This window comes from Citrobacter sp. Cf087, from assembly GCF_030334285.1.
Classification (GTDB): Bacteria; Pseudomonadota; Gammaproteobacteria; order Enterobacterales; family Enterobacteriaceae; genus Citrobacter; species Citrobacter freundii.
Window position 1 is genome coordinate 451,501 of the sequence record NZ_JAOWED010000022.1, and the last position, 22,092, is coordinate 473,592.

Genomic DNA, 22,092 nt, shown 5'->3' on the forward strand with positions numbered 1-22,092 from the left:
TTAATTTTATATAAAAATCAATTTCTTATGTTGTGGCTTTGGAAGTGTGACTGGGCGCATGGCGACTTTTGATTCTATCTACCATGCTCTGTAGAGATAAATTAGAACACGTCAATGCTCATCGCAACGACTGATCAGTTTTCGCCACGGGACATGAGAATGCGCAAAGTACTTTTACCGGTAACCGCTGCGGTGTGTCTTTTTTTGATAGGTGTTTTTATTCTTAATATGCAGCTTTGGTATTCCTCTTCGACAGAAACCCTTGGAGGAGCCAGATATGCCGCGAAAAATATGGATAACATACTGGATGAAGCTTTCCAGGCAACTCGAACTGCTATGCACATCGCCGAAAAAAAATGCGATCTGGAGGGTCAATACCAACTTGGAACTGAAGCTGCACTTCGCCCTCATTTGCGAACGCTGATCATTATCCGACAGGGGAAGCTTTGGTGTACGTCACTGCCAGGTAATCGGATCTTGCTTAAGCAAATTCCGGTGATTGCTGATACAAATTTGCTGCTTACTCCCGCAAGAAATACGGAAAATGAGATACCCGTTCTGCTGTATCAAACTCGTTTTCAAACCAACCACATCATTGTCACTATTAGCGGGGTGCATATCCGTGGAGCATTGAATGTTCCGTTAAAGGGGGTGACATATTCACTACTCGTAGGTGACGAAGTGCTTGATTTATTGGGTGATGTGAAAACCGTTACAGCAAGCTCACAGATGTCTGGTCAGGTAAATTCCGCAAAGTATCCGTTCAGCATTATTTATAATGAACCGCCATTGTTTAGTGCAAAAAGGCTGGTTACACAAGGTTCAGGGATTCTGGTTTTTATCCTGTTAATATCTTTCGCAGCCGCTTATGCCATTGATAAATATCTAAATAAGAACGATACCCCAGAAGAAACGTTGCGCAGAGCGATAGTAAAAGGAGAGATCGTGCCTTTTTATCAACCTATCGTAAATGGTCGTGAGGGGACGTTACGCGGTGTTGAAGTGCTGGCCCGATGGAAACATCCAACAGCCGGATATATCTCTCCTGCCTCCTTCATTCCCGTCGCCGAAAAATCAGGCCTGATAGTGCCACTAACTCAAAGTCTGATGAGGCAGGTTGCGGCGAATATGAACGCCATTGCCAGCAAACTGCCATCTGGATTCCATGTCGGTATTAACTTCAGCGCATCCCATATCACTACCCCTACATTTGTTGAAGAGTGTCTGAAATTCAAAGATAGCTTCAGCCGCCATGATCTCAACCTGGTGATTGAAGTTACTGAGCGTGAGCCATTACATGTAGATGAAGAACTTGTGCAGAGGCTCAATATCCTGCATGAAAATGGCTTTGTGATTGCGCTTGATGATTTTGGTACGGGCTATTCCGGGCTTTCTTATTTGCATGACCTGCACATTGATTACATTAAAATCGATCAGAGCTTTGTGGGAAGGGTTAATGAGCTTCCCGATTCAACCCGAATTTTGGATTGTGTTCTCGATCTGGCGCGCAAGCTATCTTTAAGCATCGTTGCAGAAGGAGTTGAAACGAAGGCCCAGCTCGATTATCTCAACAAAAACAACATTGTTTTCCTGCAAGGGTACTATTTCTATAAACCAGTAGCCTTCACTGAGTTCGTCATGATTCTGCTGGCAAAGCCTAAAGTGAAGGTTTTTGTCGAATAAATACAGGATAACCTTATTGATGAAAAGGGAGCATGAAATCTGCTTCGGGAGTAAAAATCCGACGATTATCTTTATCGTGAGACAAATCTCAGATTCTGTTATTTAAAATCTATACCCTTATCGATATGGTGGTTATTTGTGTTTTCATATACAGCAACTGGATAATGGCATGGCAGATATAACATTCGCGATGGAGCGTGATTCAAGTCACAAAGCGGCGAAAAAAAAGTTGGATGTGCGAAACAATACGAAGTACACAAACCGCAACCAGTTTGCGATTGCCGCAGTACTGTTTTTAGGTGGTATCGTCGGGGTTATTGTTTTGACATTGTATCTAATGGCGCAAGAAGGGGTGTTTCTGTATTAATTGTTTAAATATTCTTACCGTTGGTGTATTGCTAGTAGGAGGTGGAACAAGCTACTTCTTCTGTATTGATGAACGGAATAACATCGTAGGGAATAGCTGTTTGTGGAGAAAGATTGTAGATCTTACCGTCATAGTGGCTACTTACATAAGAAAATGACTTTAATATAAAGCTAAGATCAGCGGGTAGAGTCGTGGGTTGAGCGTTAACTTCATTGTAAAACCGTTTACAGCTACCTTTCAAATCTAAACCTGAAAAAATTATTCTTTCAAATTTTAGACTAAAGGCTATTTGTAACGCGCTAAATGCGACCGTAGCACTACCAAAATGACCATGTGTTATATCAGTTGAAAATGCAATTGTTTTCACTTTTCTGAATGCAGAGCATTTAATTCGAAGATTCCTGTTAGTCATTGTTTTTATTTTATAGCGAATCTTTCTACCGATACCACCTCTGGATTTGCAAATGTCCTTTAACAGAAAACATGTGTTGAGCAAGTTCTCTGCCTCTGTTGAATTAGCTCTTTTAATAACATCTTCACTAATAAAGGTATGCTGAGCATAGGCGGAATACTTATAAAATAAGTCTTTATTGTTTTCATAAAAAGAACCGTCACAAACAACATAAAGAAATACAGGGATATTGTTGTTAATTAAATAGCCTGCGCTACCATTTACGCAAATGCAGCTTTTACTACGCATTATCTCAAGGGGCGTATCTAATGATGAAGGTCCAGACAAGTAAATAATACAATCATCGGAAACTCTTTCACCCATTATTCCATTAAGTATTTCGCGTGTGATGAGCATGGCGGTTACCGTGGATGTTATTTTTGAAATAATAACATTGAGTATCCGTTCCAAATCAAAGAAGATGTTTCTTTTTGTTTTTTAAACTTGAAGAATTGATTATGTGAATGTATTTTTATTATTATTTTGATAAATGTTTTTTGAGAGTAAGGTCTGGTAACTCAGAAAAATATGATGATGTTGGCTTTTGTTTTTCGGTTTTTAAAATCTAGGCATTTGTTGTGTGAATAAATCTGATTCTGGTGTTCTTGCCTGGTAAGAATTTAACATGAAAATTAGTTACTTTTAGTTACAGGTGGCTGAGAGTGTTTTAATCATATCCTTATAAAGAGTGCGATTTTATAACATCATCCGCCTGTTATTTGATGTAACATAATTCCTGACGGGCTATCAATTCCAGTCCGTCAGGAAGGGAAAACAACATTAGAACTGATAGTTTAACGATACCCAGTAGTTACGGCCCGGGTTTACGTATCCGGTAGTGGATTGTGCAGTCTGATAATAATCACCTGCGTAGGTGCTATTACGGCCCACCTGGTAAAGTTTAACCTCGCTAAAGTCTTTATCCAGCACGTTATTAACTGCCGTATTAAGTGTCAGATCTTTGGTCAGTTTGTAAGACATTCCCATGTCCAGGACGGTCCAGGCTTTTAAATTAGCACCTTTATCGTCATAGACGGCTTTTTGTACTGCGCTGAGATTGTCGTAATTTTCCGTGAAGCGTGGGGCCTTACCGCGATAACGTGCGCTCAGCCAGGCGTTCATATCTTCCGTTGCCTGCCAGTTCAGACGGGCGTTAGCCATATGCTTTGGTGTATAGCTTAACGGCGCGCCTTTATTGTCACCATCTTTTTGCTTGCTCTGAGTGTAGGTGTAGTTGAGAGATAAGGTCAGCACATCCGACCATAGAGGGAAGGTGCTGGCAAATTCAACGCCATCGGTCCTCGCCTTGCCGCTGTTGGTATAACTGTTGGTATTATCATCGATAGAATACGAGACAATTTTATTTTTGTATTCAGTATAGAAGCCGGTAATGTTGGCGTTAAGCCCGGCGTTGTTCTCGTAATACAGCCCGGTTTCGTAGCTGATGCTTTCCTCTGGTTTGAGGTCCGGGTTACCGACTGTATTCACCGTTCCCTGCGCGGTTACACCGCTGATCCCGTTATGTAACTGACTCAGTGATGGTGCTTTATAACCTGTCGTTACGCCGCCTTTGAGGGTCCATTCATCAGATACGTCCCAGACCATATACGCACGTGGGCTGAGATGACCGCCAAAGACATCGTTATGCTCATAGCGTGTTCCTGCGGTTAAGGCCAGCGAATCGAGAATATGCCATTCATCTTCGGCATAGGCTGCCCACGTTTTTTGGTGGAACGTCTCGCCGGTATTGGCCAGCACCACACCATCTTTCATCCGTGCATCCCAATATTCCCCGCCGAGGGTTAACAGATGCGAATCACCTAGTGGTGTCAGCAGCACGGAGTCCAGAATGACGTTGGTGTTCTTCAGTTCACGCGCGTCACCGGCCCGACCTGCGTTCTCTGGCGTGAGTGCGGAGGAGACCAGTTGTCGGCCCTTGTTCTCGGTTTCATTCCAGCCGAGGGAGGATTTCCAGGTGCCGAACGTTAAGGCGGTATCGTGGCCGAGGGTCACTTTGTTACGCTCATAGCGCAGCGTTTTATCATAACCTCCCGTCAGGTTACCCAACTGACCGTCATCGTTGTCATAACGCTGTCTGGCGGAGTCGAGATCCAGCCACAGCGTATTGCTTTCATTGGCTTTCCAGTCGAATCGCGTGCCAATATTGTAGTTTTCCGACTCGGTTGGATAAGGTACGCGGGTGGAAGAGGTATCGCTCAGCGAAGTGACGCTGGAACCCTGACGCTGGGTTGTGCTCCCCCGAACCTGCATATCCAGTACGCCCGCGATTAACGGGCCGCTTGACCAAAAGTTGGCGACCGTACTGTTACCCCATTTATTACTCTCTTGCAGGTTAACGCCGGTATTGATGGAAGTGCTCCATTTATCGGTGCTTTTTTTGGTGATGATATTCACCACGCCACCGATTGCGTCGGAGCCATAAAGCGTCGACATCGGGCCGCGGATAACCTCAATATGATCGATTGCCGCCAGCGGGGGCATAAAGCTGGTATTCATGGCAGAGAAGCCGTTTGGCGTCACGTCGCTGCTGCCGTTTTGACGAATACCGTCAATCAGGATCAAGGTATAGCTGGCGGGCATGCCACGGATGCTGATCTCCAGACCGCCAGTTTTACCGGTGCTGCTTTCAACATCTACCCCTTCAACAGAACGCAGGGCTTCACCTAAGTCATTATATTTATTGGTTTGTAACTCTTGCTGCGAAATAACAGAGACGCTGGCGGCGGCATTGGTGATTTTCTTTTCGTAACCGGAAGCGGTTACCACCATGACATCTTCAGCAAATACCAGGGGGCTGGAAAATCCTAAACAGGACAGAACGACAGAGGCAACAGGTTTTAAACGCATAGTCAAACTTCCTTTGTTAAAAATCAAAGGCAGTAAGATAAGTGATCGTAATGATAATACAAATAATTATCATTACAAATTTACATAACTTGTCACTTCTGGTGTTTTTTTTGAATAAATATACATAAATTGTCATGAATTTTAGATAAGGAAATAGCAGGAAGGGTAAATAGTCCGCATGAGTAATTATTAGATAGGGATTAATATTCCTTTGAATAAATGGCGAGGGATTAATCTATATTTTGAGATTCACATCGTACTCATAACGGAGTATCAGAAAAAAAGTATGATAATTTTAGAAAATCGTCATACTTTTCTGCGCCGCATCATTTTTTTCGTCATTTCTGTCCGCCATAATCCCTTCCCCAGGAGACTGCTTAACGACTGTAAATCGTTATGCAGCATAAAAATAACGTAAATCTGGATAACATAATGATCAAAGGCAAGCTGGCACTGCTTACGTGCGTATTGACTCTCGCATTAACCTCACCACTTCTCGCCGCGCAAAATGCGAGCGAAGGGCAGACGTTAAAACTGGCAATTGGACCGGAGCCAACGGAAGGTTTTGACCCGATGTTGGGCTGGAGTCATGGCAGCTATCTGCTTTTGCATGCACCATTATTAAAACAAAATGCAGATATGAGCTGGGGAAACCTGCTGACGGAAAAAGTAGAGACCAGCGCAGACGGCAAAACCTGGACGTTGATGTTAAAACCTGACCTTAAATTCTCTGATGGTTCGCCGTTAACCGCTGAAGATGTGGTGTTCACCTATAACAAAGCAGCAAAAAGCGGCGGCAAAATCGACATGGGAAACTTCACCCATGCCAGTCTGAAAGATAACCGCACGGTAGAAATTACGTTGCGTAGCCCGCAAAGTACCTTTGTGAACGTGCTGGGTTCATTAGGAATTGTTCCGCAAAAACGGTATGACGAAAAAACATTCGCTAAAAATCCGATTGGCGCGGGTCCGTATCGACTGGTGAGTTTTCAGCCGGGGCAGCAGTTGATCGTTGAGGCTAACCCCTGGTATGCCGGTAAGAAAAATGATTTCAGTAAGCTGGTGTTTGTCTTCCTTGATGAAGATAACGCTTATGCCGCAGCGCGTAGTGGCCAACTGGGACTCGTACGTATCGCGCCGTCGATGGCGGTCGCTCCTCAGCAGAAAAATTTGAAACTTTGGGTACGCGACAGCGTGGAAAACCGCGGCATTGTGTTCCCGATGGTTCCTGCAGGTAAAAAAGACGCCAATGGCTATCCGATTGGGAACGATATCACTGCCGATGTTGCCATCAGGCGCGCCATCAACTACGCCATCGACCGTAAGCAGCTTGCCGATCAGGTCATGGAAGGTCATGCGATTCCGGCGTATAGCGCGGTTCAGGGTCTGCCATGGCAGGGACAATCAGTTGCGTTCAAAGATGGCGATAGCGAAAAAGCGCGAACGATTCTTGAAGAAGCCGGCTGGAAGGTGGGTAAAGACGGCGTACGCGTGAAGGACGGTAAAGAGGCTCGCTTAACGTTGTGGTACGCCAGCGGTGACAGTACACGCCGGGATTTAGCCGAAGCCGTACGTGCGATGCTGGAGCCAGTGGGTATTCAGATTTCTCTGCAATCCGGGAGCTGGGAAACTGTTGAGCGGCATATGCATGCCAACCCGACGCTGTTTGGCTGGGGAAGTCTGGATCCGATGGAGCTTTTCCATCACTACAGTAATCAGGCTGCGGGCGTGGAATACTACAATCCAGGCTATTACAGCAATCCTGTCGTTGAGCAGCATCTTAAACAGGCAATTGACGCTCCGGACTGGCAAAAAGCGTTGCCGTTCTGGCAACAAGTTGAGTGGGATGGCAAGCAAGGGGCTGGCGTGCAGGGCGATGCTGCCTGGGCATGGCTGCTGAATATTCAGCATACCTACCTGGCAAATCCGTGTATTGACTTAGGTAAAGGCGCACCGGAGATTCACGGTAGCTGGTCACTGCTCAATAATCTGGATGAATGGACCTGGACCTGCCGTTGATGAAGTCTGTTGTGGGCCATTTTCTACGGCTGATAGTGTTATTAGTGCTGGTTGCGGCTGGCACTTTTGTGCTGCTCAGCTTTTCTCCGGTCGATCCTATTCGGGCTTATATCGGCAACGATCTCCTGCATGTGCCGCCGGAGCAATATGCGCGTATCGCGGCTCGCTGGGGATTGGACCAACCGCTATGGGAGCGTTTTGGTCACTGGTTTGGCCGTGTATTACAGGGCGATCTCGGCTACTCAATGTTGTTTAACGCGCCGGTTGCCAGCGTGATCAAGGAGCGCTTTGCGACTTCGTTTGCGCTGCTTGGTGGCGCGTGGCTACTCTCTGGCATATTGGGAACGGCAATGGGGTTTGTCGCGGGTCGCTACCTGAATCGCTGGCCGGATAAAGCAATCTGTCGCCTCAGTTATCTGCTTTCTTCGCTGCCGACCTTCTGGATTGGCATGCTGTTGCTGGCATTATTTGCCGTGCGCTGGCCGGTATTTCCGGTCTGCTGCGCGTGGGAGCCGGGCAATAGCGGCGATATGGCGACGCTGACTGAGCGTCTGCGCCATCTGGTGCTTCCCGTTTGCGCGCTCAGTTTGCTGGGACTGGGACAAATTACGCTTCATACACGGGAAAGCATCGCCAGCGTGATGAAAAGCGATTTTGTCCGTTTTGCGCGTTCTCAGGGAGATAAAGGCTGGTCACTGTTACGCCATCAGGTTCTGCGTCATGCAATTACGCCTGCGCTGTGTTTGCAGTTTGCCTCGCTGGGGGAGCTGTTGGGAGGCGCATTATTGGCCGAAAAAGTCTTTGCTTACCCGGGACTGGGGCAGGCCACTATTGATGCCGGATTACGTGGAGATCTGCCGTTACTGATGGGAATTGTATTGTTCAGTACCGTATTGGTGTTTATTGGTAACTCGCTGTCTACCTGGCTTGTCCGTATGTTGAACCGTGCTCTGGAACGACCTGATGCTCTATAACCCGACGCCGACGCTGATTCGTCTTTTGCTCTCTTTTAGCTGCCTGTTATTCATTGCAGTGTATGGTGCCGCAATGCTGGATAACCCGTTGAGCGTTAATCTGCTTGCCCGGCATTTACCGCCTGATGCGCTGTACTGGTTTGGCACCGATAACCTTGGTCGCGACCTGTGGATCCGTTGTTTTCAGGGGGCACTAACCAGTCTGCAAATTGGTATTGGCGCGGCATTGTGCAGCGGTTTCATCGCGTTAGTGATGGCGGCGGTTTCGCGCATACATCCGCGTCTGGATGTGCTTATGCGCCTGATTACCGATGCCATGCTGTCGATGCCGCATCTGCTGTTGCTCATTTTGATCTGTTTTACGCTGGGCGGTGGGAAAAACGGCGTGATTATGGCGGTTGCGCTGACCCACTGGCCGCGTTTGGCGCTAATCCTGCGTGCTGAAGCGCAGCGCGTGGCCCACAGTGACTACTTGACGCTGACCTGGCGCCTGGGGCACGGCCATTTTTACTGCTGGCGACATCACTATCTACCCGCCTTATTACCTCAATGGCTAACGGGAACACTACTGATGTTTCCCCACGCGGTGTTGCACAGTGCGGCGTTAAGCTTCCTCGGTTTTGGGCTGGCACCGCATGAACCGTCACTGGGACTGCTGCTGGCGGATGCGCTGAGATTTATCAGTCATGGCGATTGGTGGTTGGTGCTGTTTCCGGGACTGATGCTGTTCAGTCTGGTGATGTTATTCGATCAGCTCGCAAGGGCGGTACATCGTTTATGGTTACGAGGTGACGCATGTTGAGTTTAAGACAGGTCTCGCTGGAGGTGGCGCGTTATCGCTGGTATGGCGCGAGAAACTGGTCTTCGCTGTTGCAGGATATCTCTTTCGACGTGGCACCGGGTCAAATGGTGGCGTTAGTGGGAGGAAGCGGGGAGGGTAAGAGCCTGCTGCTGCAATGCCTGCTCGATCTCTTACCGGAGAATTTGCGCTTCCAGGGCACTATCACGCTGGAGGGAAAAACGCTGAACAGCGATGATATTCGCAAATGTCGTGGCAATACCTTCAGCTATGTCCCGCAAGGCGTTCAGGCGCTTAACCCGCTGCTCTCGATTGAAAAGCATCTGCGCAGGGCATGCCAGCTTTCTGGCCAACAATGGAATGCCGGAAAAATTGAACGATTGCTCCAGCGTAGCCGACTGGAAAGTCGCGTATTAGATGCTTTTCCGCGCCAGCTTTCAGGCGGTATGGCGAAACGTGTCCTGGCCTGTCATGCGTCTCTGAGTCAGGCTCGCTATATTCTGGCGGATGAAATTACCGCCTGGCTTGATGCACCTCTGGCTAATCAACTCCTTGAACAGTTGCGTGAGCAATGTGAGCAAGGGGCTGGCGTTTTATGGGTAACGCATGACCTCACGCTGGCGGCCCGCCATGCGGATCGTATTGTCGCGCTGCATCAGGGAAGGGTGTCGGATAACGTCAGCCGGGAACAGCTGTTACGCGGAGAGATTAGCGAACATCTGCAACGACAATGGCGGGCGCTGCCTGAAAGAAATCAACTTTTTGGAGAGCGCGATGTTGTGCTGTCGTGATGTAACAATCCGTCAGGGAGAAAAGGTTCTGTGGCAAAATCTGACCTTCTCTCTACACCCTGGAGAACGTATTGGGATTTGTGCGCAAAGTGGGACGGGCAAAACGACGCTGGGACGCGTACTGGCGGGCTGGCAGAAACCAACTTCGGGTGACATTCTGGTTGATGAACAACCGTTACCGATGCACCAGTATTGCCCGGTGCAACTGGTGCCACAGCATCCGGAATTAACTTTTAACCCCCGACGCAGCACCGGTGATGCGGTTCATGATGCCTGGCGACCGGATGCTGAAATGCTTACCCGTCTTCACATCAACCCAGAGTGGTTAACTCGCCGCCCCGGACAACTTTCTGGCGGTGAACTGGCGCGAATTGCTTTACTTCGTGCGCTGGACCCGCGGACACGTTTTCTTATTGCTGATGAAATTACCGCCCAGCTCGATCCTTCCATTCAACGGGATATCTGGGCGCTGCTGCTTGAAGAATGCCAGCGTCGGCCATTGGCTATGCTGATTATCAGCCATCAACAGGCCCTGCTTGAGCAGCTTTGTTCCAGCAAACTCCTTGTAACGTGAAATGAGATAAGGCTTGTAGCTGATCTATTGATTAAATTGATATGTTATATTATAACATTCACTCGCAAATGATTTGAGGGTGAAATTTTGGCTATTTGTATTAAAAAACTGACAATTGCTCTGGGGATGCTTGTAGTCAGTGGTTCGGTTATGGCGCACGGTCATCATTCCCATGGTGCGCCGATGAGCGAAGCAGAACAAAAGGCGTCGGAAGGGGTTTTTGATGATAACCAGGTGCAAAATAGGGCGCTGACCGACTGGGATGGCATGTGGCAATCTGTCTATCCGTATCTGGTCAGCGGCGAGCTTGATCCGGTCTTCAAAAAGAAAGCTGAGAAAGACAAAAGCAAAACGGCAGAACAAATTAAAGATTACTACCGTAAAGGTTATGCAACCAACGTAGACACCATCGGCATCGAAAATGACGTAATGGAATTTCACACCGGTAATCAGGTTGCATCATGTAAATACGACTACGCCGGTTATAAAATTCTGCACTATAAGTCAGGCAAGAAAGGTGTACGTTATCTGTTTGAGTGTAAAGACGCTAACAGCAAAGCACCTAAATACGTGCAATTCAGCGATCATATTATCGCGCCGCGTAAATCGAGCCACTTCCATATTTTTATGGGAAATACCTCGCAGGCAGCCTTGCTTGAAGAGATGGAAAACTGGCCGACCTACTACCCTTACCAGTTGAAGGGAGAAGAGGTTGTGGATGAGATGCTGCACCATTAATCCGGGCTAACCTTATCTGTACACACCCGTCACCAGTGGCGGGTTTTTTAATTCATAACCTTCTCTTTCCATCACCCGATGCATTCGTTAGCATATTGTCTCGCAGCAAGTGCATGTGTTTTTTCAGGAAGAGGTTAACGTGTTCGCAGAGTATGGAGTTCTGAATTACTGGACGTATCTGGTGGGGGCTATTTTTATCGTGCTGGTACCGGGGCCAAATACGATATTTGTGTTGAAGAACAGCGTTGGTCGGGGAGTGAAGGGCGGTTATCTCGCCGCAAGCGGTGTGTTTATCGGCGATGCCGTGTTAATGTTTTTGGCCTATGCCGGAGTTGCCGCATTGATCAAAACAACGCCCGTTTTGTTCAACATCGTTCGCTATCTTGGCGCGTTTTATCTGCTGTACCTCGGTGCGAAGATCCTGTATGCAACACTGAAATCGAAAGCAAGCGATGCCGCGCCTGAAGAAGTCCCGTTTGGCGCTATTTTTAAACGTGCGTTAATTCTGAGCCTGACGAATCCTAAAGCTATTCTTTTTTATGTTTCGTTCTTCGTGCAGTTTATTGATGTCAATGCGCCGCACTCAGGGCTGTCATTCTTTATTTTGGCTATTACGCTTGAGATAGTGAGCTTTTTCTACCTGAGCTTTCTTATTTTCTCCGGCGCGTTCGTGACGCAGTATATCCGTACGAAGAAAAAGCTGGCCAAAGTGGGTAATTCCCTTATTGGTCTGATTTTTGTTGGTTTTGCCGCTCGTCTGGCCACGCTTCAGTCGTGACGCCATTGGCCCGTTGGTTACGGCGGGCCTTCAATATTACACCCTGCAATTCATTTATAATTGTATTGTTATAACCAATAAATGGTATTTCAAATGAATATTATGAGGCGTACCCTGTGTACAGCAGCGGTTCAGTAAGAACTCGCTGGTTGTCGACTGGAAAAGGGAAGAAAAATGCTTCAAATTCCACAGAACCATATCCATACACGCTCTACTCCATTCTGGAACAAAGAAACGGCACCTGCCGGAATTTTCGAACGCCACCTTGATAAAGGAACCCGTGCCGGGGTTTACCCTCGACTTTCGGTTATGCAGGGGGCGGTCAAATATCTCGGATACGCAGATGAACATAGCCCGGAGCCCGTAGAGGTGATGGTTATTGAAGCCGGTCAGTTTGGCGTTTTTCCACCGGAAAAATGGCATAACATCGAAGTGATGACCGACGACACTTACTTTAATATCGATTTTTTCGTTGCCCCGGAAGTTCTGATGGAGAGCGCGAATCAACGAAAAGTCGTGCGCACCGGCAAGGAGTAAATCATGGGCAAAGCAACCTATACCGTAACAGTGACCAATAACAGCAACGGCGTGTCAGTCGATTATGAAACTGAAGCGCCGATGACGCTGTTGATTCCGGATGTGGCCGCTGAAGTGGTTAAAGACCTGGTCAATACGGTACGTTCATACGATACCGAGAATGAGCACGACGTCTGCGGCTGGTAGATGTTAGCCTCTGCCTCTGATTGCATATTTTCGTTTTTGATTTATAAACCGCACTGCGTTTCTCTGGCGCAGAGCGGTTTTTTTATCCGTGTTAAACCTGGAAATATCCGGAAAAAGATTTCTTAAGAATACCTTAAGAAATCCGCATTGATTGCTAATGTTGGATCATTCACAGGGGTTATGATCGTGAAACAGTCACAATACAGAACCTCGCTTATGAAACTGAATACCCGACTAACATTACCCACTTTCATTCTTGGGCTGATCATCGTAGCGATCCCGTTCACTGCGAACTGGAATCTACCTTTGCTCAACGGTACTGTCGTCAGATGGATTGAGAATGGCCAGGCGTTATGGCTGCTGTTTGGAGCGCTTTTTACTCTCAGCTACATCCGGCCTTTATCACGTCCTGAAGGCGAGAAACAATTTTGGCTTTGGGCGGCTGTGTGGTGGTTGGTGTTGCTGGGTCGCAGTACCAGTTGGGGCCGTGATTATTTCCCCGAGCACCCTAAACTTCTGTTCAGAGTTATCTCAGTGGTATTGATTGCAATGATTATTCTGCCTGTCCTGATATCAAAACGCTTACGCCAGGATATAGCCCGTCGCTTACGCAATGAACCGCTGCCGCTAGGGCTGTTAGCGATCACCACCTGTGCATTTTTGATCTCCGATACGGTAGAGCATCATCGTCTGCTGGCCCCTATCTTTTTGCACAACGCGCAGTACGGCGATCTCATTGAAGAGCTGTATGAACTCCCGTTTATGGTGGGATTGTTCCTTATGAACCTCGGTTTTATGCAGCGGGATAAGCAGGAAGAATCTGCTGCCATTCGCTTTAGTGAACCACAGCTGGCGAAGTAACGGGAAAATACCTGAGTCTGGAATGACCAGACTCAGGCGGTTAGCGAGGTGACTTACGCAATGGCCTCGCACAAGCGTGATTTCATGTCGCTATACGTCTGTGCGGCATACTTTTCAGCCCATCCCTGATCGCTAATGTGCTCAATACTTACGGCGCAATATTTGGTTTCCGGCGTTTTCGAAATAGGATCGAGGTTATCCTGGGTTAACTCGTTACACGCACCAATCCACCATTGATAGGTCATATACACCGTTCCGGTATTGATACGCTCGGATACATCCGCGCGGCTGATGACCTTACCACGACGCGAGCTGACCCATACCAGGTCACGATGACGAATACCCAGTTTTTCTGCATCATGAGTATTGATTTGCACATACCCAGGCTCATCTGCCAGGGCTTGCAGCGCTGCGCAGTTGCCGGTCATTGAACGACAAGAGTAGTGCCCAACTTCACGCACTGTACACAGGACCAGCGGATACTTTTCATCAGGAACTTCTGCGGGCGCTCGCCATTGTGCGGCAAACAGTTTGCCTTTGCCATTGGCGGTATCAAACTGGCTGTTCGCGTAAAGGTAAGGTGTGCCGGGGTGATCGAGCTCCGGACATGGCCACTGAACATGCCCCATTTCACCCATTTTCTCATAGGTTACGCCGTAGAACAGCGGGCACAGCTCGCGCATCTCATCCCAGATTTGCTGGTTACTTTGATACCGCATGGGATAGCCCATTTCACTGGCCAGCAGGCTGATGATCTCCCAGTCACGCTTGACATCACCTGAGGGTTCAATCGCTTTTTCAAAACGCTGGAATCCACGATCGGCGCAGGTAAAGACGCCACCGTGTTCACCCCAGGAGGTGGCCGGCAGGAGGACGTCGGCCATTTCCGCTGTCTTGGTCATGAAGATATCCTGCACGACAATAAAATCGAGCGCGTTAAACCCTTCGCGGACCAGACCTAAATCGGCCTCGGTTTGCAACGGATCCTCCCCCATGATGTAGTAGGCTTTAATTTTGCCTTCAATAGCCAGATGCGGAACTTCGGTGATGCGCGTCCCAACCTTGTCATCCATCTGATTAACGTCAATGCCCCAGGCGTTGGCGAATTTCTCCCTGACGGTGAAATCGGTCACGTCCTGATACCCAGGGAACTGGTTAGGCAGTACCCCCATATCGCACGCGCCTTGCACGTTATTCTGCCCACGCACCGGCCCAACGCCGACGTTAGGACGTCCCAGATTGCCGGTCAGCAACGCCAGGCTCGACAAACCACGAACCACGTCAACGGCCTGGCCAAACTGGGTGACGCCCATTCCCCACATCACGGTTGCCGATGGCGCTGCGGCAAATGTACGCATCGCCTGACGAACCTGCTGTGCGGGAACACCCGTTAAATGTTCAACGGCTTCAGGCGCATAGTCCTTCACGGTTTCCCAGTATGTTTCCAGTCCTTCCGCATGCTTTTGTACATACTCGCGATCGTAGAGTTGCTCTTCGATGAGGACATGGCCAAAGGCGTTAACCAGTGCCATATTACAACCGTTTTTTAACTGCAAATGTTGGTCAGCGATACGAGCAGTTTCAATACGACGTGGGTCACAGACAATGATTTTTGCGCCATTCTGGCGAGCTTTAATTACCCTGCGAGCCACGATCGGGTGCGAGTCGGCGCAGTTATAGCCAAAGATCAGCAGACATTTTGAGTTTTCAATGTCGCTGATGGAATTGCTCATGGCGCCATTGCCTAATGTTTCCTGTAACCCGGCAACGGAAGGGCCGTGACAGACACGGGCGCAGCAATCGACATTATTGGTATGGAGAACGCCACGTGCGAATTTTTGCATCACGTAGTTGGTTTCATTCCCTGTTCCACGTGAAGACCCGGTGGTCATAATGGCGCGGGGGCCATAGGTATTTTTGATTTCAGATAAGCGTTTTGCGGTGTAACGAATGGCTTCATCCCAGCTAACGGGAGTGAATTTTCCACCTTTTTCATAACGGATCATCGGGCGAGTCAGACGGGGAGTCAGAAGGCGAGTGTCGTTAAGAAAATCCCAACCATAGTAGCCTTTCAGGCATAACTGATTTTGGTTCGTTACACCCTCTGCGGCCTCGGCGCGGATGATTTTGTTATTCTCAACAACAAGCTTGAGCTTGCACCCGGCCCCACAGTATGGGCATACACTGGTGATTTTTTTCATCAATAACAGACCTGTTAAATGCTGAAATAGCGCGAATTGTAAACGGAGCCGCGCGATACGCATCGCGGACTACGATTTGTCATAGTGACCGGCTGTTTAAGCATAAATCGTGCCAGAAGTGAAAACCTAGTAATTGCAGGGACTGAGGGCGAATGAGTAAAGCAGAATGACTGACGATTCGACATTAATGACGAGCTACGTCAGGGAAAATGTCTCCATCGAATGGTTTAACCTTATGAAAGATCAGAAAAAGATGAAAATAGCAGGTGATACCGATCACAAATTTTAATTTTTCAGCGCTATGCTATGCTTTTATACAACGAGCGAATCGTTAACTTAAAAACATAAGTGAGGGATATTATGGGCATTATTTCATGGGTGATTTTCGGTCTTATCGCTGGGATTTTGGCAAAATGGATTATGCCGGGTAAAGATGGCGGCGGATTCTTTATGACCATCATCTTAGGGGTTGTCGGTGCGGTAGTAGGTGGCTGGATCAGTACCTTCTTTGGTTTTGGTAAAGTTGATGGTTTCAACTTTGGTAGTTTTGTCGTAGCGGTTATCGGTGCGATTGTGGTGTTGTTTATCTATAGAAAAGTCAAAAGTTAAGTAAACATGCAGACAATAGAGGCCACTGATAAGTGGCCTTTTTCTTTGGTTACCACCACCCCAGTTCCGTGCCCAGAACCACGATGATAGCCACGCCAATCATAATAAGCGTTGTTTTTTTCATCGTTATGCTCCAGGCGCAGCGTAACCGCCAATAAAAAACCAGGATAAGAAAACGACAGCGGAAATGAAAATAATGACAGGGAAAATAATACCGAGTCGCATACGATTATCTACCAGAGTTATTTAAAGACGAGTCAGCATAGCAGGGGTTAATGTACGACAAAAGCGGTTTTATCCTGACGCTTTTTATCCTTGTACATTGCGCTGTCTGCGAGATGAAGCGCACAGTTTACATCAGTCTCCAGCGGATCAATTTCCACCACGCCCAGACTGGCACCAGGATAAAACAGATGAATATCGCCCAGGTGATAGTCGCCGCAAATTTGCTGCTGCAACTGATGTTTCACCTGCTGCAGACGAACACGTTGCTCCCTGTCATCTTCCGGCGACAGGCGAGCGACTAAAAATTCGTCACCGCCCAGTCGACCGAGAATGTCATTATCACTACATTTACGCAGCAGGCGGTGGCCAATCTGGATCAGGAACTGGTCGCCAACCTCGTGACCAAAGCGGTCATTTATCAATTTGAAATCATCCAAATCGATATAGGCGACAACTATCTTCTGCCTGAGGTGGCGGGCGAGCGAAAAAAGGGTCTCTACATTTTCAAAAATTGCGCGCCGATTCGGTAATCCGGTCAGGGCATCGGTGTAGGAGTGAGCAATCAGCGCAGCGTTCGCTTCACGTAACTGAGCAACCAGCGACTCTTTTTGAATAGACTGGGCGATTAGTCCGGCAAACAGATGCAACACCTGTTCACCACGTTCGCTTAACGCATGCTGGCGGCGACTGGTGGCGCAGAGCGTTCCGTAAAACGTTCCGTCCGGAAGATGAACGGGAGTACTCAGAAAAGTGGTGATGTCCAGTGCGCGAGCGGCGGTACATTCCGGCCATCGTGCGGGCACGTTGTCGCTGTACAGACAGTTTTCCTCAATAGCGCGTTTGCACAGCGTTTCATCCCACGGTACGGACAGCCCTTCGGGGATCTGCATTTGGCAGCTATTACGCGCATACAGAATATGCTGCAGACGGGCATCCAGATCGACCTTGGTCAAGTATGTAGATTCCATCTCAGTCACTACTTCCAGCATTTCCAGAAGTTGGCGTACCAGACTCTCAACTGACTGCTCCGTGGCTAAGGATTGTGAGACTCTGGCAAGGATCATGTCCGACATGAGGTGTAAATACTCCTGAGTGATGACAAGGCTGGCGTGGGCGCATGATAGAACATCAGGGAGCAAGATGAAACACGTGTTTCTGGCTGAAATGTAATCATAAAATTGAAATTAGAACGTAAAACATGGAGATAGAAGGGAAGTCGGGGTAACCTGCCGGAATAATACTTTTAAACAGGAGTAGAGATGAAACTAGCGTCTATTATTTTGCCCGGCTTGCTGGTGCTGGCGGGGTGTACAACGCAGCCTGATGCCCCTAAACCACCAAAAATCGGCATGGCGAATCCGGCATCGGTGTATTGCGAACAAAAGGGCGGTACGCTGGTTGCGGTGCAGACTCCGCAAGGCGTAAGGTCAGACTGCAAACTACCCGGAGGGGAAGTGATTGATGAATGGGCGCTCTGGCGTAGAGATCATCCGACAGCGGGCAAGTGATACGCGGTCAGCATTGACGTAGCCACTCAGCGAGCACCAGCGCGTGGTTTTGCTGGGTATTTTTCGCCGCATACAGTAGCGTTAAGGTTTGCTGTCGGGCAATCTCTGCGAGGCGCTTTCCTTCTTGCTGCTGTTGAGCCAGTTCAGCGCGATATTGCTCAGAAAAATGCGAGAAATCAATCAACTCTGCGTGGAATGCCTTACGTAAATCAGATGACGGGGTAAGTGCTTTATTCCATTCGTTGAAAATAAGATCGCTCTTTTTCACCCCGCGAGGCCATAACCGGTCGACCAACACGCGGTAACCATCGCTTTTTTCTGCCGGGTCATACACACGTTTGCACTGAATATTCATCTCTTCATCCGCTCCATTAAGCTATCGCTATTACGGTTAAATAAGATCGTAAAACGTGACCATTATAGCATTCCGCCAGCCCTGACTCCCAATTTAAGGGATTGTGATACCAACAAAAAATCGGTAGGCTGAGGCTCCTTATAGTGTCCCTCATTGTCTGGACATAAGGAACGTTTAATGGAAATTTCCCCGATTAAAGATACGCTTCGCATTGCGCTGGTGGGCGATTACAACCCCGATATTGTGGCGCATCAGGCTATTCCTCTTGCCATTGATGATGCCGCTGCCGTCCTGGAATTAGTGGCTGATTATGACTGGCTAACCACATCTGATATCAGCAGCAGTGAGGACCTGGTAGGTTATGATGCCATTTGGGTCGTTCCAGGCAGTCCTTATCGCCACCTGGAAGGGGCGCTGATCGCGATACGCTATGCGCGTGAAAACAGCATCCCATTCCTGGGTACCTGTGGCGGCTTTCAACATGCCATTCTGGAGTATGCCCGCAACGTGCTGGGCTGGATCGACGCCGCCCACGCGGAGACGGACACCACGGGTCGGATGGTGATAGCACCGTTGACCTGCTCGCTGGTAGAAAAAACGGATGATATTGAGCTTCGGGCCAATACGCTGATTGCCAAAGCCTACGGACGGGATGTTATCTCGGAGGGATATCACTGCAACTACGGCGTATCGGAAGATTTTGCCGCTGAGCTGGAGCGTGGCGATCTCCGTGTGACCGGTTGGGATGAGGCTGGTGATATTCGTGCCATTGAGCTGGTGACACATCCATTTTATGTCGGCACGCTCTTTCAGCATGAACGCGGAGCGCTGGCGGGAAAACCCGTACCTCTGGTTCAGGCGATGCTGCGCGCCGCGCGCGGATAAATATTGGGCAGGTTGTCCGCGAACCTGCCCTCTGCATTATGCGCTCGCGATCTCCCGATTGCGCCCCGCGCACAAACCAAACACCGCCATCAGCATCGCTAACACGGCGACACCCGTTAATGGAATCAGCCAACTACCGTTGAGGTCGTGAATTTTCCCCATCAGCGGTGGCCCGCAGGCGGCCAGTAAATATCCGACAGACTGCGCCATGCCGGAGAGCGCTGCAGCCTGATGCGCTGAGCTTGCGCGCAGGCCAATAAAGGTTAAGCCGAGGATCATCGTCGCGCCTGAGCCAAAGCCAAACAGGATGGTCCATAGCAATGCCTGTTCGGGCATTATGGCGAATCCCGCCGCGCCGACGGCGCACATTAACGAAACCAGAGCGGCGATGGCGCGCTGATCCTTAAATCTGTTCAGGACGAGAGGGATCAATATTCCCGGCGCGGCAGTCGCCAGCTGCAGTAAACCATGCAACGAACCGGCCTGAGATTCACTGTAGCCATGGCTAATTAAAATGGCGGGTAGCCAGCCAATGATGACGTAATAGACAAGGGAGTTGATCCCCAGAAACAGCGTCACTTGCCAGGCTAGGCCAGAGCGCCAGATCGCGCGGGAATGCAAGGCGCGCGAGTTACTCAGGCTGGCATGAGCAGTCTGGCGGCATTGGGGCAACCAGATAATCAGCGCCAGCAGCGGGAAGGCCATCAGCACCATCAACGCACCGCGCCAGTCAAATCCATTTAGTGCCAATGGAACCACAATTGCCGAGCCCAGTGCCGCCGCCGCGCCCATGGTCAGCGAGTATGCGCCAGTGAGTTTCGCCACATGCTGGGAAAAATCACGCTTAATCAATCCGGGTAACAGCACATTTCCCAACGCGATTCCGCAACCAATGATGGCGGTACCGCTAAACAGGAACCCTGAGGAAGGCAGCGAACGAATCGCAATACCTACGCAAATCAACAGCATCGCGGCAAACAGGCTACGTTCGATGCCCCAGCGGCGCGCAACGGCGGCAGCCAGGGGTGATACCAGCGCGAAGGCCAGCAGCGGCAGGGTAGTCAGAAGCCCAGTCTGGGCGGTACTCAAGCCGTAGTCGGCGCGAATGGCATCCAGCAACGGGGCTGCGCCGGTAAAGGTGACGCGCAGTGTGGTGGCAATCATCAGGATCCCCGCGATCAGCAACGCTGCATTTTTGCCACGGGAGGAAGGTGTAGTAATCATTTTTTTCTCATATCGTCAGGCGAGGCGATACTTTAGCGTTTTTACACTATGGATGAATCAAGCTAAAATGACAGATTATCGCTAAAATAGGACATTCTTATGTTGGGACTGAGACTGGATGGATATGAGCCCGATTTGCACCACGATGCGGCGGTAGCATTTTGTATTCAGGCTCGGGAAGATGAACTTTTCAGTCCGCTGCATCAGCATCGTAAGGGACAGTTGATCCTGGCGCTGCATGGCGCGATCACCTGTGAAGTTGAAAACGCTATGTGGATGGTGCCTCCGCAATATGCGGTGTGGATCCCTGGCGAAATTCCACACAGCAACCACGTTACCGTGGGCGCGCAATTGTGTTTTCTATTTATTGAGCCGCAGGCTGTCGTGATGCCTGAACGTTGCTGCACGCTGAAAATCGCCCCGTTATGTCGGGAACTCATTCTGGCGCTGGCGTCCAAATCGGATGCTCAGCGACTGGAACCGGCAACTCAGCGGCTGACGCAAGTGTTGTTTGATGAACTCCCGCAGCAACCCCAGGAGCAGATGCAGTTACCGGTTTCCGATCACCCGAAAATTCGCAGAATGGTCGCAACGATGGCGAAAGAGCCTGCACAATGGCAGACGTTGGGACAATGGGCCAGCGTATTTGCGATGAGTGAACGTAACCTTGCTCGTCTGGTCGTCAAAGAAACGGGGTTGAGTTTTCGCCGCTGGCGTCACCAGCTCCAGCTGATTCTGGCGTTGCAGGCGTTGATCGATGGCCGCAATGTACAACAGGTCGCGCAAATGCTCGGGTACGATTCGACCACGGCATTTATCACTATGTTCAAAAAAGGCCTGGGGCAGACGCCAGGCCGTTATCTGAACGGGCTGGCTACTGCTTCCCAACAATCAACGAGACCAGGCCTGCCGCAATAAGCGGCCCCACCGGCACACCGCGAAACAGCGCCACGCCCAGTACCGTGCCCACCAGTAATCCGGCAACAAGCTGGGGCTGACTGCCCATTAGCGTAACGCCGCGTCCGCCGAGCCATGAGACAAATACCCCGACGGCAATAGCGACCAGTGATTTCCAGTTTACAAAGGAGTGGATGAGCGTGGAGGGCGGTAGCGTTCCGCTGGCGATCGGTGCCATGACGCCAATGGTCAGAATGATAATCCCGACGGTCAGGCCCTGTTTTTCAATCCAGGGGAAGAAAGTATTCAGAGGGGTAACACGGACAATGATCAGCACCAGAATTGAAACAGCGACAGTGGTGTTGTGGCTGACAAAGCCCAGAGCTGCCAGTCCGAGGAGGATCAGCAGAGTGACATCAAACATCGTAGTTTCCTTGCCAAAAGAAAAAATAAGCCTGCTTACTGTACGCGTAAATGCGTGACGGAACAGGCTTTTTTTAATGATTATGATTTTTTTTGGGCTAACGCACGATGCGACGTTTTTTACTGCTAACGCAGACTA

Annotated in this window: 24 protein-coding genes and 1 pseudogene; 16 read left to right on the plus strand and 9 right to left on the minus strand. The window is 49.2% G+C overall.

Going from position 1 to position 22,092, the window contains the following annotated elements; translation table 11 throughout:
* Positions 1 to 159 precede the first annotated feature (159 nt).
* Together pdeG and OGV57_RS04250 are read left to right on the plus strand one after the other, a co-directional pair.
* Positions 160 to 1,683 (plus strand): cyclic di-3',5'-guanosine monophosphate phosphodiesterase PdeG, encoded by a 1,524-nt coding sequence (gene pdeG / locus OGV57_RS04245; RefSeq protein WP_054528295.1) that lies wholly within the window; start codon positions 160 to 162, stop codon positions 1,681 to 1,683.
* 169 nt (positions 1,684 to 1,852) lie between these two features.
* Positions 1,853 to 2,050 (plus strand): hypothetical protein, encoded by a 198-nt coding sequence (locus OGV57_RS04250; protein ID WP_044700054.1) that lies wholly within the window; start codon positions 1,853 to 1,855, stop codon positions 2,048 to 2,050.
* A 31-nt stretch (positions 2,051 to 2,081) separates the two neighbouring features.
* Here OGV57_RS04250 and waaZ read toward each other — a convergent pair whose 3' ends face one another.
* On the minus strand, positions 2,082 to 2,858 hold the full coding sequence (gene waaZ, locus OGV57_RS04255; protein WP_054528296.1) for a 3-deoxy-D-manno-oct-2-ulosonate III transferase WaaZ: 777 nt from the start codon (positions 2,856 to 2,858) through the stop codon (positions 2,082 to 2,084).
* A gap of 423 nt (positions 2,859 to 3,281) precedes the next feature.
* Positions 3,282 to 5,369, minus strand: coding sequence for a TonB-dependent receptor (locus OGV57_RS04260; protein ID WP_032936136.1), 2,088 nt, complete (start codon positions 5,367 to 5,369; stop codon positions 3,282 to 3,284).
* Between the two features lie 396 nt (positions 5,370 to 5,765).
* Here OGV57_RS04260 and OGV57_RS04265 point away from each other — a divergent pair, with 396 nt between their 5' ends.
* The 10 genes from OGV57_RS04265 (at position 5,766) to OGV57_RS04310 (ending at position 13,626) form a co-directional block, all read left to right on the plus strand.
* Positions 5,766 to 7,388, plus strand: coding sequence for an ABC transporter substrate-binding protein (locus tag OGV57_RS04265; RefSeq protein WP_054528297.1), 1,623 nt, complete (start codon positions 5,766 to 5,768; stop codon positions 7,386 to 7,388).
* Entirely contained in the window at positions 7,388 to 8,362 is a 975-nt protein-coding gene (locus tag OGV57_RS04270) for an ABC transporter permease (protein ID WP_032936455.1), read from the plus strand. Before OGV57_RS04265 ends, OGV57_RS04270 begins: the two co-directional genes overlap by 1 nt.
* Positions 8,352 to 9,164 carry an ABC transporter permease gene (locus tag OGV57_RS04275; protein WP_003030742.1) on the plus strand — a complete coding sequence of 271 codons (813 nt, stop codon included), beginning with the start codon at positions 8,352 to 8,354 and terminating at the stop codon, positions 9,162 to 9,164. Before OGV57_RS04270 ends, OGV57_RS04275 begins: the two co-directional genes overlap by 11 nt.
* Complete coding sequence (locus tag OGV57_RS04280; protein WP_003840859.1) at positions 9,158 to 9,952, plus strand: ATP-binding cassette domain-containing protein; 795 nt, start codon at positions 9,158 to 9,160, stop codon at positions 9,950 to 9,952. Before OGV57_RS04275 ends, OGV57_RS04280 begins: the two co-directional genes overlap by 7 nt.
* Positions 9,936 to 10,526, plus strand: coding sequence for an ATP-binding cassette domain-containing protein (locus OGV57_RS04285; protein ID WP_054528299.1), 591 nt, complete (start codon positions 9,936 to 9,938; stop codon positions 10,524 to 10,526). The genes OGV57_RS04280 and OGV57_RS04285 overlap by 17 nt, the downstream gene beginning before the upstream one ends.
* Before the next feature lie 87 nt (positions 10,527 to 10,613).
* A complete protein-coding gene (zinT, locus tag OGV57_RS04290; RefSeq protein WP_003840861.1) occupies positions 10,614 to 11,264 on the plus strand; it encodes a metal-binding protein ZinT in 651 nt (216 codons plus the stop codon).
* Between the two features lie 139 nt (positions 11,265 to 11,403).
* Positions 11,404 to 12,042, plus strand: a complete 639-nt coding sequence (gene leuE / locus OGV57_RS04295) for a leucine efflux protein LeuE (protein ID WP_016152793.1) — start codon at positions 11,404 to 11,406, stop codon at positions 12,040 to 12,042.
* Positions 12,043 to 12,216: 174 nt separating this feature from the next.
* Complete coding sequence (gene yeaR, locus OGV57_RS04300) at positions 12,217 to 12,579, plus strand: DUF1971 domain-containing protein YeaR (RefSeq protein WP_003030735.1); 363 nt, start codon at positions 12,217 to 12,219, stop codon at positions 12,577 to 12,579.
* 3 nt (positions 12,580 to 12,582) lie between these two features.
* Positions 12,583 to 12,765 carry a DUF1869 domain-containing protein gene (locus OGV57_RS04305; RefSeq protein WP_003840863.1) on the plus strand — a complete coding sequence of 61 codons (183 nt, stop codon included), beginning with the start codon at positions 12,583 to 12,585 and terminating at the stop codon, positions 12,763 to 12,765.
* Between the two features lie 216 nt (positions 12,766 to 12,981).
* Positions 12,982 to 13,626: a hypothetical protein gene (locus OGV57_RS04310; RefSeq protein ID WP_046670783.1), complete on the plus strand. Its 645-nt coding sequence runs from the start codon at positions 12,982 to 12,984 to the stop codon at positions 13,624 to 13,626.
* A gap of 53 nt (positions 13,627 to 13,679) precedes the next feature.
* Here OGV57_RS04310 and fdhF read toward each other — a convergent pair whose 3' ends face one another.
* On the minus strand, positions 13,680 to 15,827 hold the full coding sequence (gene fdhF, locus OGV57_RS04315) for a formate dehydrogenase subunit alpha (RefSeq protein ID WP_016150099.1): 2,148 nt from the start codon (positions 15,825 to 15,827) through the stop codon (positions 13,680 to 13,682).
* 360 nt (positions 15,828 to 16,187) lie between these two features.
* On the opposite strand from fdhF, the gene OGV57_RS04320 reads away from it, so the two are divergent.
* The gene (locus OGV57_RS04320; RefSeq protein ID WP_003030729.1) at positions 16,188 to 16,436 is read left to right on the plus strand and encodes a GlsB/YeaQ/YmgE family stress response membrane protein; all 249 of its coding nucleotides are present in this window, start codon (positions 16,188 to 16,190) and stop codon (positions 16,434 to 16,436) included.
* 49 nt (positions 16,437 to 16,485) lie between these two features.
* On the opposite strand, the gene yoaJ is transcribed toward OGV57_RS04320, so the two are convergent.
* The 3 genes from yoaJ to OGV57_RS04335 are packed head-to-tail and all read right to left on the minus strand — an operon-like array spanning position 16,486 to position 17,734.
* The gene (yoaJ, locus tag OGV57_RS04325) at positions 16,486 to 16,560 is read right to left on the minus strand and encodes a protein YoaJ (protein WP_099530266.1); all 75 of its coding nucleotides are present in this window, start codon (positions 16,558 to 16,560) and stop codon (positions 16,486 to 16,488) included.
* A gap of 2 nt (positions 16,561 to 16,562) precedes the next feature.
* Positions 16,563 to 16,661: a YoaK family small membrane protein gene (locus OGV57_RS04330; RefSeq protein ID WP_032941789.1), complete on the minus strand. Its 99-nt coding sequence runs from the start codon at positions 16,659 to 16,661 to the stop codon at positions 16,563 to 16,565.
* A gap of 47 nt (positions 16,662 to 16,708) precedes the next feature.
* Positions 16,709 to 17,734 (minus strand): sensor domain-containing diguanylate cyclase, encoded by a 1,026-nt coding sequence (locus OGV57_RS04335; protein ID WP_003030727.1) that lies wholly within the window; start codon positions 17,732 to 17,734, stop codon positions 16,709 to 16,711.
* Positions 17,735 to 17,920: 186 nt separating this feature from the next.
* On the opposite strand from OGV57_RS04335, the gene OGV57_RS04340 reads away from it, so the two are divergent.
* The gene (locus OGV57_RS04340; RefSeq protein ID WP_003840866.1) at positions 17,921 to 18,169 is read left to right on the plus strand and encodes a putative hemolysin; all 249 of its coding nucleotides are present in this window, start codon (positions 17,921 to 17,923) and stop codon (positions 18,167 to 18,169) included.
* A gap of 7 nt (positions 18,170 to 18,176) precedes the next feature.
* Here the strand turns inward: OGV57_RS04340 and OGV57_RS04345 are convergent, their stop codons facing one another.
* Positions 18,177 to 18,524, minus strand: coding sequence for a DUF488 domain-containing protein (locus OGV57_RS04345; RefSeq protein WP_003030722.1), 348 nt, complete (start codon positions 18,522 to 18,524; stop codon positions 18,177 to 18,179).
* Between the two features lie 177 nt (positions 18,525 to 18,701).
* Here OGV57_RS04345 and OGV57_RS04350 point away from each other — a divergent pair, with 177 nt between their 5' ends.
* A complete protein-coding gene (locus tag OGV57_RS04350) occupies positions 18,702 to 19,409 on the plus strand; it encodes a CTP synthase C-terminal region-related (seleno)protein (RefSeq protein WP_003846671.1) in 708 nt (235 codons plus the stop codon).
* A gap of 36 nt (positions 19,410 to 19,445) precedes the next feature.
* On the opposite strand, the gene OGV57_RS04355 is transcribed toward OGV57_RS04350, so the two are convergent.
* Entirely contained in the window at positions 19,446 to 20,633 is a 1,188-nt protein-coding gene (locus OGV57_RS04355) for a CynX/NimT family MFS transporter (protein ID WP_048216546.1), read from the minus strand.
* A 99-nt stretch (positions 20,634 to 20,732) separates the two neighbouring features.
* Here OGV57_RS04355 and OGV57_RS04360 point away from each other — a divergent pair.
* Positions 20,733 to 21,525: pseudogene (locus OGV57_RS04360) on the plus strand (AraC family transcriptional regulator); the annotation flags it as partial.
* On the opposite strand, the gene OGV57_RS04365 reads toward OGV57_RS04360, so the two are convergent.
* Positions 21,508 to 21,954 carry a DUF441 domain-containing protein gene (locus OGV57_RS04365; RefSeq protein ID WP_003832453.1) on the minus strand — a complete coding sequence of 149 codons (447 nt, stop codon included), beginning with the start codon at positions 21,952 to 21,954 and terminating at the stop codon, positions 21,508 to 21,510. The pseudogene OGV57_RS04360 and the gene OGV57_RS04365 overlap by 18 nt on opposite strands.
* Between the last annotated feature and the right edge of the window lie 138 nt (positions 21,955 to 22,092).

What these genes read in the sequence shown, in the direction of transcription:
- pdeG (WP_054528295.1), top strand. Translation starts at nt 160, where the DNA reads ATGCGCAAAGTACTTTTACCGGTAACCGCTGCGGTGTGTCTTTTTTTG.
- fdhF (WP_016150099.1), bottom strand. Translation starts at nt 15,827, where the DNA reads ATGAAAAAAATCACCAGTGTATGCCCATACTGTGGGGCCGGGTGCAAG.
- waaZ (WP_054528296.1), bottom strand. Translation starts at nt 2,858, where the DNA reads ATGCTCATCACACGCGAAATACTTAATGGAATAATGGGTGAAAGAGTT.
- OGV57_RS04335 (WP_003030727.1), bottom strand. Translation starts at nt 17,734, where the DNA reads ATGTCGGACATGATCCTTGCCAGAGTCTCACAATCCTTAGCCACGGAG.
- OGV57_RS04280 (WP_003840859.1), top strand. Translation starts at nt 9,158, where the DNA reads ATGTTGAGTTTAAGACAGGTCTCGCTGGAGGTGGCGCGTTATCGCTGG.
- OGV57_RS04260 (WP_032936136.1), bottom strand. Translation starts at nt 5,369, where the DNA reads ATGCGTTTAAAACCTGTTGCCTCTGTCGTTCTGTCCTGTTTAGGATTT.
- OGV57_RS04365 (WP_003832453.1), bottom strand. Translation starts at nt 21,954, where the DNA reads ATGTTTGATGTCACTCTGCTGATCCTCCTCGGACTGGCAGCTCTGGGC.
- OGV57_RS04250 (WP_044700054.1), top strand. Translation starts at nt 1,853, where the DNA reads ATGGCAGATATAACATTCGCGATGGAGCGTGATTCAAGTCACAAAGCG.
- yeaR (WP_003030735.1), top strand. Translation starts at nt 12,217, where the DNA reads ATGCTTCAAATTCCACAGAACCATATCCATACACGCTCTACTCCATTC.
- OGV57_RS04330 (WP_032941789.1), bottom strand. Translation starts at nt 16,661, where the DNA reads ATGCGACTCGGTATTATTTTCCCTGTCATTATTTTCATTTCCGCTGTC.
- OGV57_RS04345 (WP_003030722.1), bottom strand. Translation starts at nt 18,524, where the DNA reads ATGAATATTCAGTGCAAACGTGTGTATGACCCGGCAGAAAAAAGCGAT.
- OGV57_RS04265 (WP_054528297.1), top strand. Translation starts at nt 5,766, where the DNA reads ATGCAGCATAAAAATAACGTAAATCTGGATAACATAATGATCAAAGGC.
- OGV57_RS04275 (WP_003030742.1), top strand. Translation starts at nt 8,352, where the DNA reads ATGCTCTATAACCCGACGCCGACGCTGATTCGTCTTTTGCTCTCTTTT.
- OGV57_RS04350 (WP_003846671.1), top strand. Translation starts at nt 18,702, where the DNA reads ATGGAAATTTCCCCGATTAAAGATACGCTTCGCATTGCGCTGGTGGGC.
- OGV57_RS04355 (WP_048216546.1), bottom strand. Translation starts at nt 20,633, where the DNA reads ATGATTACTACACCTTCCTCCCGTGGCAAAAATGCAGCGTTGCTGATC.
- OGV57_RS04310 (WP_046670783.1), top strand. Translation starts at nt 12,982, where the DNA reads ATGAAACTGAATACCCGACTAACATTACCCACTTTCATTCTTGGGCTG.
- OGV57_RS04340 (WP_003840866.1), top strand. Translation starts at nt 17,921, where the DNA reads ATGAAACTAGCGTCTATTATTTTGCCCGGCTTGCTGGTGCTGGCGGGG.
- OGV57_RS04270 (WP_032936455.1), top strand. Translation starts at nt 7,388, where the DNA reads ATGAAGTCTGTTGTGGGCCATTTTCTACGGCTGATAGTGTTATTAGTG.
- OGV57_RS04320 (WP_003030729.1), top strand. Translation starts at nt 16,188, where the DNA reads ATGGGCATTATTTCATGGGTGATTTTCGGTCTTATCGCTGGGATTTTG.
- OGV57_RS04305 (WP_003840863.1), top strand. Translation starts at nt 12,583, where the DNA reads ATGGGCAAAGCAACCTATACCGTAACAGTGACCAATAACAGCAACGGC.
- OGV57_RS04285 (WP_054528299.1), top strand. Translation starts at nt 9,936, where the DNA reads ATGTTGTGCTGTCGTGATGTAACAATCCGTCAGGGAGAAAAGGTTCTG.